This is a genomic window from Cellulomonas dongxiuzhuiae, assembly GCF_018623035.1.
Classification (GTDB): domain Bacteria; phylum Actinomycetota; class Actinomycetes; order Actinomycetales; family Cellulomonadaceae; genus Cellulomonas; species Cellulomonas dongxiuzhuiae.
This window is the reverse complement of record NZ_CP076023.1, coordinates 1,073,678-1,089,652: the sequence shown is the minus strand read 5'-3', so window position 1 is coordinate 1,089,652 and position 15,975 is coordinate 1,073,678. Positions and strand designations below refer to the sequence as shown.

Sequence of the window (15,975 nt, the reverse complement as noted above, 5' to 3'; positions counted from 1 at the left end):
GGACGGCGGACGTCAGGCCAGGCCGAGCGGCAGGTCCTCCGGCTGGGTGCCGGTCAGCCACGCCCGCAGGGCGCGGTGGCACAGCTCGATCTGCGCGACCGGCACGTGCTCGTCGTCCTTGTGCGCGAGCAGCGGGTCACCGGGGCCGAAGTTGACCGCGGGGACCCCGAGCGCGCTGAACCGGGCGACGTCCGTCCACCCGTACTTGGGCGCGGCCCGCCCTCCGGTGACCGCGAGCACCGCGGCGGCGAAGTCCTGCGCCGCGGGCGCGTCGAGCCCGGGGCGCGCGCCGGGCGCGGAGTCGGTGATCTCGACGTCGTACCCGGTGAACAGCTCGCGCACGTGCGCGACGGCCTCGTCGACGTCCCGCGACGGCGCGAACCGGTAGTTGACGGTGACGACGCACGCGTCCGGGATGACGTTGGTCGCGACCCCACCGGAGATGAGGACCGCGTTGAGGCTCTCGCGGTACGCCAGACCCTCGACCTCGACCGTCGCCGGCTCGTAGGCCTCGAGCCGGCGCAGCACCTCGCCCGCGGCGTGCACGGCGTTGACACCGACCCAGGCACGCGCGGAGTGCGCGGCGACGCCTCGGAGCCGCACCTCGGCGCGCAGCGTGCCGTTGCACCCGCCCTCGAGCCCGCCGTTGCTCGGCTCGCCGAGGACCGCGAAGTCCGCCGTGATCCAGTCCGGGTGGTGCGCCGCGACGCGACCCAGACCGTTGAGGTCGGCGTCGACCTCCTCGTGGTCGTAGAACACCCACGTCACGTCGTGCACGGGCGCCGTGAGCGCGGCGGCGAGGTGCAGGGCGACCGCGACACCGCCCTTCATGTCGACCGTGCCGCGGCCCCACAGCAGGTCGCCCTCGAGCCGTGTGGGCAGGTTGTCGGCGACGGGCACGGTGTCGAGGTGCCCTGCGACGACGACGCGCCGCTCGCGGCCCAGGTGCGTGCGGGCGACGACCGTGTCGCCGTCGCGCAGGACCTCGAGGTGCGGGTGCGCGCGCAGCGCGGCCTCGACGGCGTCGGCCAGCCGGGTCTCGTCCCCGCTGACGGACGGGACGTCGCACAGCTGACGCGTGAGCGTCACGACGTCGGCGGACAGGTCGATCAGGTCGTCGGCAGCCACGTCTGCGACCCTACGCGCGGTGCGCGCCTGCCCGTCGTCCGCGTCCGCCCTCCGCGCACCGATAGGCTTGGACGCCATGACCGACCGCACGGCCTGGGGCCTCGGCCTGGCCACCGTCACCGACGCGGGCACCACGCTCGACGTCTGGTATCCCGCACCCGCCCTCGGCGCACCGCCCGCGACGCTCGACGTCGACGACCCCGCCTCCGTCCGCCGCCACGCCGCCGACGACCTCGCGGCGTGCGAGCGCGTGGACCCGGCCCGCGGCGTCCGGGTGACGCTCGTGGCGACCGTCGCCGACCTCGACGCCCCGCTCGCGAGCACCGCCGACGCCTACCTGCGCCTGCACCTGCTGTCGCACCGCCTGGTCGCGCCGCACGGGCAGAACCTCGACGGGCTCTTCGCCGTGCTGCCCAACGTCGTGTGGACCGACCGTGGCCCGTGCGCGGTCGAGGACTTCGAGGCCACGCGCCTGCGCCTGCGCGCCGCGACCGGCACCCCGGTGACCGTGTACGGCGTCGACAAGTTCCCCCGGATGGTCGACTACGTGCTGCCGGCGGGGGTGCGCGTCGCCGACGCCGACCGCGTGCGGCTCGGCGCCCACCTGGCACCCGGCACGACCGTCATGCACGAGGGCTTCGTCAACTTCAACGCAGGCACCCTCGGGACCTCCATGGTCGAGGGCCGCATCTCCGCCGGCGTCGTCGTGGGCGACGGCTCGGACGTGGGCGGCGGCGCGTCGATCATGGGCACGCTGTCGGGTGGCGGCCGCGAGGTCGTGTCGATCGGGCGGCGCTCGCTGCTCGGGGCGAACTCGGGGCTCGGCATCCCGCTCGGCGACGACTGCGTGGTCGAGGCGGGCCTGTACGTCACGGCGGGGACGAAGGTGCGGCTCGTCGGCTTCGACGTCGAGGGCGCGACGGACGACGACGGTGCGCGGGTGGTCAAGGCACGCGTGCTGGCCGGTGCCGACAACGTGCTGTTCCGGCGCAACTCGCTCACGGGCGCGGTCGAGGCCGTGGCACGGTCCGGGGCCGGGGTGCACCTGAACTCCGCGCTGCACGCGAACTGACGCCGTGGCCCGCGGACGTCGCCGCGGCGGCTGGCTGACCACGCTGGGGACGGTGATCCTCGTCGTCGTGCTGCTCGCCGTGGCCGTCGGCGCCGTGGTCGCGCTGCTGCGCAACGCGCGCCCGGAGGCACCCGTCGCCGAGCGGTGCGTCGCCCACCTCGACGGCACGGACTGGAGCCTGACTCCCGACCAGGCGCAGAACGCCGCGCTGGCGGCGGCGGTCGCGACGCGACGCGGCCTGCCCGCGCGGGCCGTGACCATCGGCATCGCGACGGCGCTGCAGGAGTCGCGGCTCGTCAACATCGACTACGGCGACCGCGACTCGGTCGGCCTGTACCAGCAGCGCCCGTCGCAGGGCTGGGGCACGGTCGACGAGATCATGGATCCCGTCTACTCGACGAACAAGTTCTTCGAGGGCCTCGAGAAGGTCCCAGGGTACCAGGACATGCCGGTCACGCAGGCCGCGCAGGCCGTGCAGCGCAGCGGGTTCCCCGACGCGTACGCGCAGCACGAGGTGCGGGCGCGCGCGTGGGCCTCGGCCCTGACGGGGCACTCCCCCGCGGCCCTGCGCTGCATGCTGCGCCCGGTCGACGACGCCGCCGTCGGGCCGGATCCCGTGCTCGCGCGCGTCGTGCGCGACCTGGGCGACGTCCCGGCGACGGTGACGCTCGCCGACGCCGCCGCCGGGACGCCGTCGACCATCGACCTCGCGGCGACCGCGCTGCCGATCGACGACCCGGCGCGCGCCGGCTGGTCGCTCGCGCAGTGGGCCGTCGCGGTCGCGTGGGAGCTCCGGCTCGAAGCCGTGACCGTCGCCGGCACGACGTGGTCGCGCGCCGAGCCCACGTGGCAGCCGACGGGCGCCGCGCCCCTGCCTGCGGGCCAGGTTCGTCTGACGCTCGCCGGCTGACCCCCGGGCCGGTCGCACCCCGACGCACGACGACCGCCCGCCCCGAGGGGACAGGCGGTCGTCGAGGACCCCGGCCGGCGACCGGCCGGAGATGGGTCAGCGACGCTCGACCGGCACGTACGACCGCTCGGTCGCACCGGTGTACACCTGGCGCGGGCGGCCGATCTTGGTCTGCGGGTCGTTCATCATCTCGCGCCACTGGGCGATCCACCCCGGCATGCGGCCGAGCGCGAAGAGCGGCGTGAACATGCGCTCCGAGAACCCCATGGCCTTGTAGATGAGGCCCGTGTAGAAGTCGACGTTGGGGTAGAGCTTGCGCGAGACGAAGTAGTCGTCCGACAGCGCGATCTCCTCGAGCCCCATCGCGATGTCGAGCAGCTCGTCCGACCCGCCGAGCGCCGCGAGGACCTCGTGCGCGCTCTGCTTGACGATCGCGGCGCGCGGGTCGTAGTTCTTGTAGACGCGGTGCCCGAAGCCCATGAGGCGGACACCGTCCTCCTTGTTCTTCACGCGGCGCATGAAGTCCGTCGCGTCCCCGCCGTTGGCCTTGACCTGGTCGAGCATCTTCAGCACGGCCTCGTTGGCGCCGCCGTGCAGCGGGCCGGACAGCGCGTTGATGCCGGCCGCGACCGACGCGTAGATGTTCGCGTGGCTCGAGCCGACGATCCGCACCGTCGACGTCGAGCAGTTCTGCTCGTGGTCGGCGTGCAGGATCAGCAGCTTGTCGAGCGCGTTGACGACGATCGGGTCCGGGTCCCACTGCTGGTACGGCACCGCGAACGTCATCCGCAGGAAGTCCTCGACGTAGCCGCGCGAGTAGTCCGGGTACAGCAGCGGCTCGCCCTTGGAGGCGCGGTGGACGTACGACGTGATCGTGCGCGTCTTCGCCAGGATCAGCACGGTCGCGAGCTCGACCGTCTCGTCGTCGAACGGGTCGAGCGACTCGGGGTAGAACGTCGACAGCGCGTTGAGCGCGGACGCCATGACCGCCATGGGGTGCGCGTTGCGCGGGAACGTCCCCATGAACGTGCGGAAGTCCTCGTGCACCAGCGTGTGGCGGTTGACCCGCTCCTCGAACGCGGCGAGCACCGACGGCGAGGGCAGCTCGCCGTGGATGAGCAGGTACGCGACCTCGAGGAACGAGGAGTGCTCCGCCAGCTGGTCGATCGGGTAGCCGCGGTAGCGCAGGATCCCCGCGTCACCGTCGATGTACGTCACCTGCGACTCGCACGACGCGGTGTTCATGAACCCGGGGTCGACGGTCACCATGCCGGTGTCCCGCAGGAGCGACGACACGACGATGCCGTCGTTGCCGTCGGTGGCAGGCACCACGGGCAGGTCACGCACCTGTCCGTCGACCACGAGCTGGACGGGGGCCTGCACCGGTGAGGTGACGACGTCCGACATGGGTGTTCCTTCCTGCGCCGACGAGCGGGTCCAGCCGGCCCGGGCGGGTTGCCGTGCGGGCCGGTGGGGTGGCCGACGCGCGGTGATGACCATCGTCGGCCCACGTGACGGTACCTGCGGGAGCGGCACCTTGACCAATGAGCGACCGAACCTTGAGCCCCGTGTGAGGTTCCTCACACAGGTCGCGGTCAATCTACGTCGGTACGTCCCGCGCGGCTATGCGCCCGACCTCGCCGGTGCTACGCCCCGGAGAGACGGGCGACGGCCTCCGCGACGTGCTCGTCCGTCGCGGTCAGCGCGACGCGGACGTGCGCCGCCGCCGCCGCACCGTAGAACGAGCCGGGCGCGACGAGCAGACCCAGGCCGGCCAGGTCCTGCAGGGTCGTCCACGCGTCCTGCGGCGGGCCGTCGGGCCGCGCCCAGAGATACAGCCCGGCGTGCGACCGGTCGACCACGTACCCCGCCGCCTCGAGCCCACCGCGCAGCGCGACCCGGCGACGCCGGTAGCGCCGGCGCTGCTCGGCCACGTGCGCGTCGTCCCCCAGGGCGACGGTCATCGCCGCCTGCACCGGTGCGGGCACGATCATGCCCGCGTGCTTGCGCGTCTCCAGCAGCCCCAGGACCAGGTCCCGGTCGCCCGCGACGAACGCCGCGCGGTACCCCGCCAGGTTCGACTGCTTCGACAGGGAGTACACCGCGAGCAGCCCCGTGCGGTCACCCTCCGTCACGCGGGGGTCGAGCACGCTCGGCACCCCGCCGCTCACCCACGGCTCGTCCCAGGCCAGCTCGGCGTAGCACTCGTCCGACGCGACGACGACCGGGCGTCCCGTCCTCGTCGCCGCCGCCCGCGCCGCGCGGACGACGTCCCGCAGCTGCTCGACGCCCAGGACCGACCCGTCGGGGTTCCCGGGCGAGTTCAGCCACACGAGGCGGACGTCGTCACGCTGCGCGAGCAGCTCGGCGGGGTCGTCGGCGGGTAGCGGCGTGGCACCCGCGAGCCGTGCCCCCACGTCGTACGTCGGGTACGCGATCGCAGGGTGCAGCACCACGTCACCCGCGCCGAGGCCGAGCAGCGACGGCAGGAACGCGACGAGCTCCTTCGAGCCGAGCGTCGGCAGCACCGCGTCCGGGTCGAGGTCCGGCACGCCGCGCCGCCGCGCGAACCACGCCGCGACGGACTCCCGCAGCGCGACCGTGCCGTGGGTCGTCGGGTAGCCGGGGGCGTTCGCGGCGGCCACCAGCGCCTCGCGCACGACCTCCGGCGTCGGGTCGACCGGCGTGCCGACGGACAGGTCGATCACGCCGCCCGGATGCGTGCGGGCGAGCTGGGTCACGGGCGCCAGGGAGTCCCAGGGGAAGTCCGGCAGCGCGCCGGTCAGCAGGCCCACGTGTCCCCCGGGCCGACGCGGACGGGCGTCACTCGCCGTGGACGCGCAGCGGGAGCGTGGCGATGATCGGGTGGTCGTGCGCGATCTCGCCCATCTTCGCGGCGCCGCCGGGCGAGCCGATCTCGTCGAAGAAGTGCACGTTGGCCTCGTAGTACGGGGCCCACTGCTCCGGGACGTCGTCCTCGTAGTAGATGGCCTCGACGGGGCACACCGGCTCGCAGGCACCACAGTCGACGCACTCGTCGGGGTGGATGTACAGCGAGCGCTTGCCCTCGTAGATGCAGTCGACCGGACACTCCTCGATGCACGCCTTGTCCTTGACGTCCACGCAGGGCTCGGCGATCACGTACGTCACGGGTGTCCTCCACGGTGCAGCGGTCGGACCTAGTATCCCCCACGTGCGCACCGCCACGACCCGCCGTCCACTCCCCGACACGGGACGGGACGAGTGAGCCCGGCCACGTGGCGCGCGTGGCCGCCCGGGACGCGCGTCGTGGTGCGCCGCCGCCGCGACGACCTGCCGCCCGGGACGCTCACCGGGACGCTGCACGGCGGCGAGCCGCCGTTCACCGACGTGCTCGGCGAGGTCCTGGCCGTCGACGATGACGGGCTCACCGTGCGCACCCGCCGCGGCGACGTCCGCGTACCGGCGGGCGACGTCCTGCGCGCGAAGGTCGTGCCGCCGCCCCCCGCGCGACGGCCCCGGCGCGCCGGCCCCGCCTGACGTCGGCGGACCGGCGTCAGGGGGCCGACGTCACGGCGTCGGCGCCGCGGCGGTCGGTGCCGCGCCGCAGATCACCCGGTTCTGCGGCTTGTACCGCCAGGTGGAGGACTCGGTGTCGACGACCTCGCCGTTGAGCAGGACGCGACGGGTGTTCGTCACCGTGAAGCCGGGGTTGCCGGCGCTCTGCGGCTCGCACGTCGGGGACTGCGAGTACACGGTCGTGGGGTTGACGACCCCGGAGCGCCCGCTCTTCGAGGTCTCGACCGTGAAGTGCTTGGTGCTCCAGATCCGCACGTACGCGCGTCCGTCCGCCACGTAGCCCTGCACGAGCGCGCCGTACGGCGTGTTGTTCTTCCACTTCAGGTCGAGGACACCCGTGAAGATCGTGGCCTCGCGGCCCTCGGGGTAGCGCTGGAACCACTCGCTGTGCGGCGTGTGCTCCACGTCCTCGAAGCCGGCGAAGTAGGCCGCGTTGAAGGTCGTGGTCGACACCTGCGACAGCCCGCCTCCCCACGCGTCCTTGTGCTCGCCGTTGACGATCGCACCCGCCTCCACGAAGCCGTGGGCCGCGTCGACCGGCCCGAGCGCGTCGGTGAGGCTGAACGTCTCCCCCGGCCGCACGAGCGTGCCGGTGATGTTCTTCAGGCCGTTCGCGATGTTCCCCGTCCGGCGCGGCTCGTTCGTCAGCGGCGTCGAGAACTCCGAGACGACCTCCTTGACGCCCAGCGCCTCGAGCTCGGCCGTGGTCTGCGCGGGATCGGACTGGACGAGCTCGACGGCGGCGAGACGGTCGCCCCCCGCGGTCGCCGCGGTCACGACCGACGTCGCGAGCGCCGCCGGGTCGAGCGTCGTCCCGGCCGTGCCCGGGACGATGACCGGCGAGCCGTCCTGGAACTCGAACCGCGCGTCCGACGCCGTGGTCAGCAGGTCGGGCACCTGGGTCAGCACGGCGTCGGCCAGTGCCGCGCCGTCGATCTGCAGGTCCAGGGCGCCGTCCACCGGGACGACGGACGCGTGCGCGGTGAGCGTCGGGACGTCGAGCACCGCCTGGCGGTCGGCGACCTGCACCGTGACGGGCGCGGCCGCGAGCGGCTCGGCGAGCTCGCGCAGCGCGCGGTCGGTCTCCCCCTGGGTCACCGCGGGCGCCACGACGCTCGTCGGCAGCACGAGGGGACGCTCCTGGGTGAGCCACCCGTCCTGCAGGACCACGGCGGCCCCGGCCGTGTCCAGCTCCCAGCCGTCGACGGCCTGCGTCGCGTGCGCGGCTCCGTCGGCGAACACGACGGTGCCGTCGACGGGAGCCAGCGTCAGCGAGCCCGAGACCTGCGTCAGCACCGACTCGAGCGCGTCCTCGTCCACCCGGCTCACGGGCGGCTGCTCGCCGACACCGACCAGGTGCCGCCACAGCCGCACGGGCTGCGTCAGGTCCACGCCGGTCAGCCGCGCCACCGTGGCGCTCGTGTCGAGCTCCAGGCCCGCGGCCGCGGGGTCCACCTCGGCCTGCACCTCCTGCGCGACGACGGGCACGGGCGACGACGCACGGTCCGCCAGGCCGTCGGCGAGGCGCTGCTCGGCCTCGTCGGAGGACATCGAGCCGATCTCGACACCGGCGACGGTCGCACCACGCGGCACGCGGTCGGCCAGCCCGTAGGACGCCCCGACGTACAGCGCGCCGACGAGCGCCACGGAGCCCCCCACGACGGCGAGCACGCGCGGCCAGCGCCGGTGCCCGTCCTCGGGCTCGAAGACGTCGAGCGGGGACGTCTCACGCTCGGCGTCGGGCGTGCCCTCCACCGGTCCGCCCGCCGGGGTGCGCGGGCCGCCGTCGGCGGCGGTGGACCGTGTGCCGGGCGGGGACGCCACGGGGGTGGCTCGGGTCGTCAGGTCCTCGGGCGCGGCCGCGGCCGACGCGGGCGGCAGGACGGCGGTCGCGTCAGCGGCAGGGACCACGGCGGTCTCGTCGGCGCGCGGCGTGACGGGGGCGTCCGCGAGCGTCGGCGACGGGGCTGCGTCGGTGGCCGGCGCGTCGGTGGCCGGCGCGTCGGCGGCCGGCGCGTCGGCGGCCGGCGCGTCGGCGGCCGGCGCGTCGGGTGCGCCGGACGTCGTGCCGGGGGCCGCCGAGCGCGCTCCGGCCCCGGACGTGTCCGGGACCTCGCCCGCCGCGGGCGAGCCGGCGGACGCGACATCGCCGCGGTCGTCCGTCTGCCCCGGCGCATGCGACAGCGGGCTCTGCGGCAGGGCGTGCGCCGCGACGCCGACCGAGGCGGCGTTGAGCGCGGTGAACGCCAGCGCGGACAGGCCGCCCAGGCTCAACGGCGGCAGGGGCGTCGGCTCGACCTCGCCGCCGGCGGGGGCGTCGGGACGGTCGTCGGGAGCGGCAGGGGTCGACGCGGCGGATCCGTCCGGGCCGGCGACCGACACTGTCGGCGCCTGCGTGCCGTCGCTCGACACGTCCGGCTCGTCGGTGCCGTCGCTCGACACGTCGGGCTCGTCCGTGCCGCCGGCCGACACGTCCGGTTCGTCCGTGGTCGTGGCGTCGGAGGCGGGAGCCGCCGGTGCGGTGATGGCGACGTCGTCCCACGAGGGCCACGACGCGAGGGGCTCACCGGACTCCGGGGCCAGCGGGCGCCGGGCGTCGACGCGGGGCGTGGCCAGGGGCTGCGCGCGGTGGCTCTGCTCGCCTCCGGCGGCAGCCGGAGCGGTGGCGGGCTCCGCGGGGGTGGCGGGCTCGTCGGGGGTGGCGGGCTCATCGGGGGTGGCGGGCTCGTCGGGGGTGGCGGGCTCGTCGGGGGTGGCGGGCTCATCGGGGGTGGCGGGCTCGTCGGGTGCGGCGTCCTGCGGCGCCTCGTCGGACCGGGACTCCGCGGGGGTGGCCGCGACGGACGGGGTGACGTCCGCCGCGTCGGGTGCGTCGTGCGGCTGGGGCACGCCCTCGCGCGCACCGTCCGCGGCGGAGCGCTCGGGCCCCGCGGCGGCGTCGCGGTCGGCGGCCTCGCCCGTCGGCGTGTCGCGGTCGGTGCCGTGCGTCATCGATCCCCCGTGAAGGTCCTGGGCGCGCGCCCCGGGGCACGCGTCGTGCGGGTCGATCCTACGGCGCTGACCGGCCGCGACGGGCGGATCGGGGGCCTCGTCGCCGATCCTCACCCGCTCCACACGGCTCCCCCGCACCCGGGCGCGTCGGCGCCGTCCTACCGGACGCCCCGCAGGCGACCGCGCAGGTGCACGAGCGCTCCGCCGTCCGCGCCGCCCTCCGCCGCCGCGAGGACCCGGCCCACGACCACGTCGTGGTCTCCGGCGGGGTGCACCGCCTCGGTGCGGCAGTCGAACCACGCTGCGGCCCCGTCGACCCACGCCGCCCCCGACACGGGGGCCGGACGGTGCGGCACGCGGTCGAGCTGCCCCACGGCGGGCCGGCCGGGCGACGCGAGCCAGTCCGCGACGTCGGCCTGGGCGTCGGACAGCACCGAGACCGCCCACGTGTCGACGTCGTCGAGGACCTCGCGCAGCCGGGCGTCGGCATGGACGCAGAAGAGCAGCAGCGGCGGGTCGAGCGACACGGACGCGAACGAGCTGACGGTCGCCGCGTGGGCGACGCCGCGCTGGACGGCGCTGACCACGACGACGCCGGAGGCCAGCCGGGAGACCACGGCGCGGAAGGCGTCGGGCGTGACGTCGCCGAGGCTCATGGCGTCGGCGGCCGCTCGTCCTCGACCCAGCGTCGTGGCGCGAAGGCGACCAGGGCGACGACGAGCACGACGCCGATCACCCACGCCGGTCCCCACAGGTCGCGCCCCGTGACGAGGACGTCGCCGCCGGGGCCGCCGGTCGCCAGGACCTGGACGGCGAGGATCGCGCCACCGGCGCTCGCGACGTACCCGAACCACCCGACCCACGCCCGCGACACCAGCACGATGACGAGCACCAGCAGGAGGCAGACGACCAGGCCCCAGGGACGCACCGCGCGGTGCATGACCGTGCCCAGCGTCCCCGCGAGGAGGCCCAGGCCCAGGGTGACGGCGGCACGCCAGAGGGTCGCGACGGTAGGCGGCTGCACGTCGCTCAGGCTACCGGTCGCACACCGGCGGGCCACGTCACGCCCGCGTCCTCGGCGCGCGCGCTGCCCGGCGCGTACCGGTAGGCCTCGGCCGGCAGGACGGGGGCCAGCACGGCGTTGCTCAGCGCGTAGCAGCCCAGCAGCGCGTCGTCGCCGTCGACGGCCCGCACGGCCTGCACCTGCGTCGCGTGGGCGCGCAGCGCGGCGAGGAGCCGGTGCCGGACGGGCGCGACGTCCACCAGGACGTCGACCTCGTCGTCGGGCACGGCCACGCTCGACTGCTCGCCGGCCGGGTCCGGCAGCGTGAGGCCCCGGCCGTCGCGACCCAGCGCCGCACGCACGGCGTCGCCGGCCAGCGCGTGCTGCGCGCGCCGCAGCGCCGCGCTGCCCGCCACCGACCACAGCACGACGGGCACCGCGTGGGCGGGCGCGTGCGTGTCGTCCTCGCGCGCGGCGAGCTCGAGCGCCAGCGTCGTGACCTCGTGCACCCGGACGTGGTCGGGGTGCCCGTAGCCGCCACCCGGCTCGTACGTGGCCACGACGTGCGGACGGCGCAGCCGCAGCAGGTGCGCGAGTGCACCGGCCGCCTGCGCGAGGGGCGCGAACGCGAAGGCGTCCGGCGGGGCGTCGTCGGACGCCCCGGCGCGGCCTGCGCCGACCCACGCCATGCCTGAGTCCTCGTACCGCACGTCCGCGGTCACGGCCTCGTCGAGGAACCCGTGGTCGTGCACCCCGAGCGCGCGCAGCGCGGCGGCGAGCTCGCCCTCGCGGTGCTCGGCCAGCGCGGGCCCGTCACCCTCGAGACGGGCCCACCGTCGGCCGATGACCTCACCGCGCTCGCCGCGCGTGGCGGTCACGACCGTCGCCGGACGACCGGCGGCCGCCCACGTCGCGAGCAGCGCGCCGGTCGCGAGCGACTCGTCGTCGGGGTGCGCGTGCACCGCCAGCAGGCCGCCGGTCATGGTCCTCCCCGCTCGCGACGCCGGGGTCAGGACTTCTTGTTGCGTGCCGTCTGGCGCGCGCGCTCCGTCTGGTCGAGCACGACCTTGCGGATGCGCACGACCTCCGGCGTCACCTCGACGCACTCGTCCTCGCGCGCGAACTCGAGGGACTCCTCGAGCGTCAGCTTGCGCGGCGGCACCACGTTCTCGAACGACTCCGACGTCGACGACCGGATGTTGTTGAGCTTCTTCTCCTTGGTGATGTTGACGTCCATGTCCTCGTTGCGCGCGTTCTCGCCGACGACCATGCCCTCGTACACCTCCGCCGTGGCCTCGACGAAGAACGCGCCCCGGTCCTGGAGGTTGAGCATCGCGAACGGGGTCGCGACGCCCGAGCGGTCCGCGACGAGCGAGCCGTTGACACGCGTCTCGATCGGGCCCGCCCACGGCTCGAAGCCCTCGGCGATGGACGACGCGATGCCGGTGCCGCGGGTGTCCGTGAGGAACCGCGTGCGGAACCCGATGAGCCCGCGCGCCGGCACGATGAACTCCATGCGCACCCAGCCGGTGCCGTGGTTGCTCATCGTCTGCATGCGGCCCTTGCGCTGCGCGAGGAGCTGCGTGACCGCGCCCAGGTACTCCTCGGGCACGTCGATCGTCATGCGCTCGGTCGGCTCGTGGACCTTGCCGTCGATCTTCTTGGTGACGACCTGCGGCTTGCCGACCGTGAGCTCGAAGCCCTCGCGGCGCATCTGCTCGACGAGGATCGCCAGGGCCAGCTCGCCGCGGCCCTGCACCTCCCACGCGTCGGGGCGCTCGGTGGGCAGCACCCGCAGCGACACGTTGCCGATGAGCTCGCGGTCCAGGCGGTCCTTGACCTGCCGGGCGGTGACCTTGTGGCCCTTGCCGCCCTTGCCGGCCAGCGGCGAGGTGTTGATGCCGATGGTCATCGAGATCGCCGGGTCGTCGACCGTGATGAGCGGCAGCGGCCGCGGGTCGTCGGGGTCCGTCAGCGTCTCGCCGATCGTGATGTCCTCGATGCCGGCCACCGCGACGATGTCGCCGGGCCGGGCCTCGTCGGTCGGCACGCGGTCGAGCGCCTTGGTCTCGAGCAGCTCGGTGATGCGGACGTTCTGCAGCGTGCCGTCGTGGCGCGCCCACGCGACGGTCTGCCCCTTGCGCAGCGTGCCGTTGTACATGCGCAGCAGCGCGAGGCGGCCGAGGAACGGCGACGCGTCGAGGTTGGTGACGTGCGCCTGCAGCGGTGCGGTCGGGTCGTACGTCGGCGCCGGGATCTTCTCGAGGATGGTCTCGAACAGCGGCTCGAGGTCCGGGCTGTCGGGCATGTCGCCGTCGGCCGGCTGCGTGCGCGAGGCCTTGCCGACCTTGGCGGCCGCGTAGACGACCGGCACGTCGAGGATCGCGTCGAGGTCCAGGTCCGGGACGTCGTCCTGCAGGTCCGACGCGAGGCCGAGCAGCAGGTCGGTCGCCTCGTGCACGACCTCGTCGATGCGGGCGTCGGGGCGGTCGACCTTGTTGACCACGAGGATCACCGGCAGCTTGGCCTCGAGCGCCTTGCGCAGGACGAACCGCGTCTGGGGCAGCGGGCCCTCGGACGCGTCGACGAGCAGGACGACGCCGTCGACCATCGACAGGCCGCGCTCGACCTCGCCGCCGAAGTCGGCGTGCCCGGGGGTGTCGATGACGTTGATCGTGATGCCGTCGGGCTGGCCGACCTTCGCGGCCGCGGGACCCGAGTACCGGATCGCCGTGTTCTTCGCGAGGATCGTGATGCCCTTCTCGCGCTCCAGGTCCCCCGAGTCCATCGCACGCTCGTCCACGTGGTCGTGCGCACCGAACGCGCCGGACTGCCAGAGCATCGCGTCGACGAGGGTCGTCTTGCCGTGGTCGACGTGCGCCACGATGGCGACGTTGCGCAGGTCGGAGCGCACGGCGGTGGCGGTGGCCTGGTCGGTTGCGGGCATGCGGGTACTCATCTCAGGAGGCTGGGGGCTAGCCGAGGCGTCGGCGCAGCGACCCATCCTACCGTCGTGTCCAGCCCCACCACCATGTGAGGTCCGCCGCAGCGGGTGTGAGGACGGGGACGTCCGCCACGACGGGCAGCCCCGGGTCGCTCTCGGGGTCGCGTACGGCGGTCACCGTGAGGGCCGGCGTGCGCACGACCGGGAGCACCGCGCCCCAGGTCCGCAGGGCCTGCGCCGCGGACGTCAGCGCGTCGGCGGCCTCCGCCCGGTCGGGCTGCGCGGCGAGCGCGTCGAGCACCGCGTCGAGCGCCGGGTCGGTGTGGCCCGTGACGTTCGTCGCACCGCCGCTGCGCCAGCGCGCGACGAACGCGGCGACCGGCAGGTCGTCCTGGGCGACGGGCACGAGCGCCGCGTCCCAGTCCTCGGGGCGCGTGCGCAGGGTCTGCGCCGGGTCGGCGTCGACCGGCACGACCGCCATGCCGGCGTCCGCCGCGGCGTCCGTGATGAGGTCCAGCGCGACGGACCGCACCGGGTCGGCCGTGTTGGTCAGGACCCGCACCGTGACCGGGTCGGCCGCACGCTCCGGCGCGGGGGTGGGCTCACCCGGTGCCGCCGTCGACGCGGCCGGCGCCACCTGCGCGGCCACGACGTCGGACACCTGCGCCCGCGCCCACAGCGGGCGCACGGCGTCGGCCACCACCTCCTCGCGCGGCACGCTCGCGAGGAACGCGGCGCGCAGCCCGGCGGCGATGGCCGCGGGGTCCGGTGCGCTCGCGTGGGACGTCGGGTCGAAGACTCCCCCGGCGCCCTCCTGCACGACCAGCTGGAGGACGGCGTCACCCCCGGTGCCGATCGCGACGTCCTCGAGGTCCTCGGCCGCCGCCAGCACGTCGCGCGTGCTCACCGGCGCCGCGACGTCGACGGCGTCGTCGTCGACCGCGTCGACCTGGGCGAGCGGGTCGAGGTCGGTGCGCAGCCGCACACGGTCGTACGACGCAGCCGCGTCGCCCGCGTACCGCTCGTTGCGGACGACCTCGACGCCCGACGCGTCGACCTGGGCCAGGACGTAGGGGCCCGTCGTGGTGGTGAGCGTCGGGTCGGACGCGACGTCGGTGGCACGTCCGGCTGTGCGCCAGACGCGCGACAGGGGCACGAGCGCCGCCCGGTCCTGCTGCTGGACGGCCGTGACGACCGCCTGGGCCCACGCCTCGGCCTCGGCGTCCGCGTCGCCGTCCGCGTCGGCCGTGTCCTGCTCACCGGGCGTCGCGTCACCCGTCGTCGCGGGGGTGGCCGACGTCGACGGGGACGCGGGCTGCGTGGCGGCGGGCGTCGTCGCGGGCCCGTCGCCGGCGGCCGTCGTGGCGGTCGACGTCGCGGCGGGCACCGAGGGCGCGACGGTCGGCAGCGGGGGCGCGTCGGGGTCGAGCGCCCACCTGCCGACGACGTGCGCGGGCAGGTTCACGTCGAGGGCGACCTCCCAGTCGGCCACGGGGACGTCGTAGACGACCGTCACCGTGGCGCCGTCGACCGTCGGGACGCTCGACGCGCGCGTGAGCGCGGCCGACGGCGCACCGAACAGGACGACGTCGTCACTGGTGGAGACCACCGCGCCGTCGGCGTCGAGCTCGGGCACGACCTCGTCGAGCTGGCCGCTGCGGGCCGCCCACTCCAGGAGCAGGTCCGCGGGACCGACGGGCACGCCGTCGGACCAGCGGGCCGTCGGGGCGATGGTGTAGCGCACGGTCAGCGGGTCGTCCGTGACCTTCTCGACGGTCCCGAACGACTCGTCGACCGTGACCGTGCCGTCGGGGGCGAGGGACGTGAAGCCCGACTGCACGAGTCCGCGCACCAGCACGCTCCCGGGCGCCCGACCCGCGGCCGTGGCGCCGTTGAGCGAGGCGAACGGCAGGTCTGCCGAGACGACCACGGTCCCGGCGCGTGCCGGGTCCACGGGCTCCGAGGTGCAGGCAGCGAGGGCGCCGAGCCCGAGCGGCAGGACCAGGAGCGCGGCGCCCGCCCGGGCACGCGGCCGGCGACCCGCGGTGCACGCGCCGGCGTCCGCGGTCCCGGTCCCCGCGGTCCCGGTGCCCGCCGTGCTGGTCCCTCCTGCCCCGGTCCCCGCCGTCGGCCGCACCGCGCTCGTCGCCCGCATCGTCCCCGTCACCCGTCCGCCTCCCACGCCGCGTCGGCGGCACGCCCGCCCGTTTCCCGTCGGGACCCTGCCACGCCCACCCGTGCATCGGCGCGCGGACGCGCGGGCTGAACCCCACGAGAGCCGCGAATCGCCACGATCGCACCGCAGCGGTGCGTCTCCCCGCACACCGGGCGCCGCTGGGCAGGCGCGTCGCACCCCCAGGCGGCCCCGG

At 75.3% G+C, this 15,975-nt stretch carries 13 protein-coding genes; 3 read left to right on the top strand and 10 right to left on the bottom strand.

Annotation, left to right across the window (positions count from 1 at the left end; all coding sequences use genetic code 11):
• Nucleotides 1-12: 12 nt before the first annotated feature.
• A complete protein-coding gene (gene dapE / locus KKR89_RS04870) occupies nt 13-1,128 on the bottom strand; it encodes a succinyl-diaminopimelate desuccinylase (protein ID WP_208198114.1) in 1,116 nt (371 codons plus the stop codon).
• A gap of 76 nt (nt 1,129-1,204) precedes the next feature.
• Here dapE and dapD point away from each other — a divergent pair, with 76 nt between their 5' ends.
• Both dapD and KKR89_RS04860 read left to right on the top strand, forming a co-directional pair.
• Complete coding sequence (dapD, locus tag KKR89_RS04865) at nt 1,205-2,200, top strand: 2,3,4,5-tetrahydropyridine-2,6-dicarboxylate N-succinyltransferase (protein WP_208198113.1); 996 nt, start codon at nt 1,205-1,207, stop codon at nt 2,198-2,200.
• Nucleotides 2,201-2,204: 4 nt separating this feature from the next.
• Nucleotides 2,205-3,110, top strand: a complete 906-nt coding sequence (locus KKR89_RS04860) for a hypothetical protein (RefSeq protein ID WP_251141020.1) — start codon at nt 2,205-2,207, stop codon at nt 3,108-3,110.
• A gap of 96 nt (nt 3,111-3,206) precedes the next feature.
• Here KKR89_RS04860 and KKR89_RS04855 read toward each other — a convergent pair whose 3' ends face one another.
• The 3 genes from KKR89_RS04855 to fdxA all read right to left on the bottom strand — a co-directional run bounded on the left by KKR89_RS04855 (nt 3,207) and on the right by fdxA (nt 6,260).
• A complete protein-coding gene (locus tag KKR89_RS04855) occupies nt 3,207-4,517 on the bottom strand; it encodes a citrate synthase (RefSeq protein ID WP_208198112.1) in 1,311 nt (436 codons plus the stop codon).
• Between the two features lie 239 nt (nt 4,518-4,756).
• Nucleotides 4,757-5,905, bottom strand: a complete 1,149-nt coding sequence (gene dapC / locus KKR89_RS04850; RefSeq protein WP_208198111.1) for a succinyldiaminopimelate transaminase — start codon at nt 5,903-5,905, stop codon at nt 4,757-4,759.
• A gap of 28 nt (nt 5,906-5,933) precedes the next feature.
• Nucleotides 5,934-6,260 carry a ferredoxin gene (gene fdxA / locus KKR89_RS04845; protein WP_191784144.1) on the bottom strand — a complete coding sequence of 109 codons (327 nt, stop codon included), beginning with the start codon at nt 6,258-6,260 and terminating at the stop codon, nt 5,934-5,936.
• A 93-nt stretch (nt 6,261-6,353) separates the two neighbouring features.
• On the opposite strand from fdxA, the gene KKR89_RS04840 reads away from it, so the two are divergent.
• Nucleotides 6,354-6,629 carry a putative acetyltransferase gene (locus KKR89_RS04840; protein ID WP_208198110.1) on the top strand — a complete coding sequence of 92 codons (276 nt, stop codon included), beginning with the start codon at nt 6,354-6,356 and terminating at the stop codon, nt 6,627-6,629.
• Nucleotides 6,630-6,659: 30 nt separating this feature from the next.
• Here the strand turns inward: KKR89_RS04840 and KKR89_RS04835 are convergent, their stop codons facing one another.
• From KKR89_RS04835 to KKR89_RS04810, 6 genes are all read right to left on the bottom strand, one after another.
• Nucleotides 6,660-9,659, bottom strand: a complete 3,000-nt coding sequence (locus KKR89_RS04835) for a VanW family protein (RefSeq protein ID WP_243883444.1) — start codon at nt 9,657-9,659, stop codon at nt 6,660-6,662.
• Between the two features lie 158 nt (nt 9,660-9,817).
• Nucleotides 9,818-10,315 (bottom strand): flavin reductase family protein, encoded by a 498-nt coding sequence (locus tag KKR89_RS04830; RefSeq protein ID WP_208198109.1) that lies wholly within the window; start codon nt 10,313-10,315, stop codon nt 9,818-9,820.
• Complete coding sequence (locus tag KKR89_RS04825) at nt 10,312-10,683, bottom strand: hypothetical protein (RefSeq protein ID WP_208198108.1); 372 nt, start codon at nt 10,681-10,683, stop codon at nt 10,312-10,314. The genes KKR89_RS04830 and KKR89_RS04825 overlap by 4 nt, the downstream gene beginning before the upstream one ends.
• Nucleotides 10,684-10,688: 5 nt before the next feature.
• Nucleotides 10,689-11,645 carry a PIG-L family deacetylase gene (locus KKR89_RS04820; protein WP_208198107.1) on the bottom strand — a complete coding sequence of 319 codons (957 nt, stop codon included), beginning with the start codon at nt 11,643-11,645 and terminating at the stop codon, nt 10,689-10,691.
• 26 nt (nt 11,646-11,671) lie between these two features.
• A complete protein-coding gene (gene typA / locus KKR89_RS04815) occupies nt 11,672-13,609 on the bottom strand; it encodes a translational GTPase TypA (RefSeq protein WP_208198106.1) in 1,938 nt (645 codons plus the stop codon).
• A gap of 58 nt (nt 13,610-13,667) precedes the next feature.
• Nucleotides 13,668-15,761, bottom strand: a complete 2,094-nt coding sequence (locus KKR89_RS04810) for an ABC transporter substrate-binding protein (RefSeq protein ID WP_208198105.1) — start codon at nt 15,759-15,761, stop codon at nt 13,668-13,670.
• Between the last annotated feature and the right edge of the window lie 214 nt (nt 15,762-15,975).

Coding starts and splice junctions, on each gene's coding strand:
- KKR89_RS04830 (WP_208198109.1), bottom strand. CDS start 10,315: ATGAGCCTCGGCGACGTCACGCCCGACGCCTTCCGCGCCGTGGTCTCC.
- dapD (WP_208198113.1), top strand. CDS start 1,205: ATGACCGACCGCACGGCCTGGGGCCTCGGCCTGGCCACCGTCACCGAC.
- KKR89_RS04820 (WP_208198107.1), bottom strand. CDS start 11,645: ATGACCGGCGGCCTGCTGGCGGTGCACGCGCACCCCGACGACGAGTCG.
- KKR89_RS04810 (WP_208198105.1), bottom strand. CDS start 15,761: ATGCGGGCGACGAGCGCGGTGCGGCCGACGGCGGGGACCGGGGCAGGA.
- KKR89_RS04855 (WP_208198112.1), bottom strand. CDS start 4,517: ATGTCGGACGTCGTCACCTCACCGGTGCAGGCCCCCGTCCAGCTCGTG.
- KKR89_RS04835 (WP_243883444.1), bottom strand. CDS start 9,659: ATGACGCACGGCACCGACCGCGACACGCCGACGGGCGAGGCCGCCGAC.
- typA (WP_208198106.1), bottom strand. CDS start 13,609: ATGCCCGCAACCGACCAGGCCACCGCCACCGCCGTGCGCTCCGACCTG.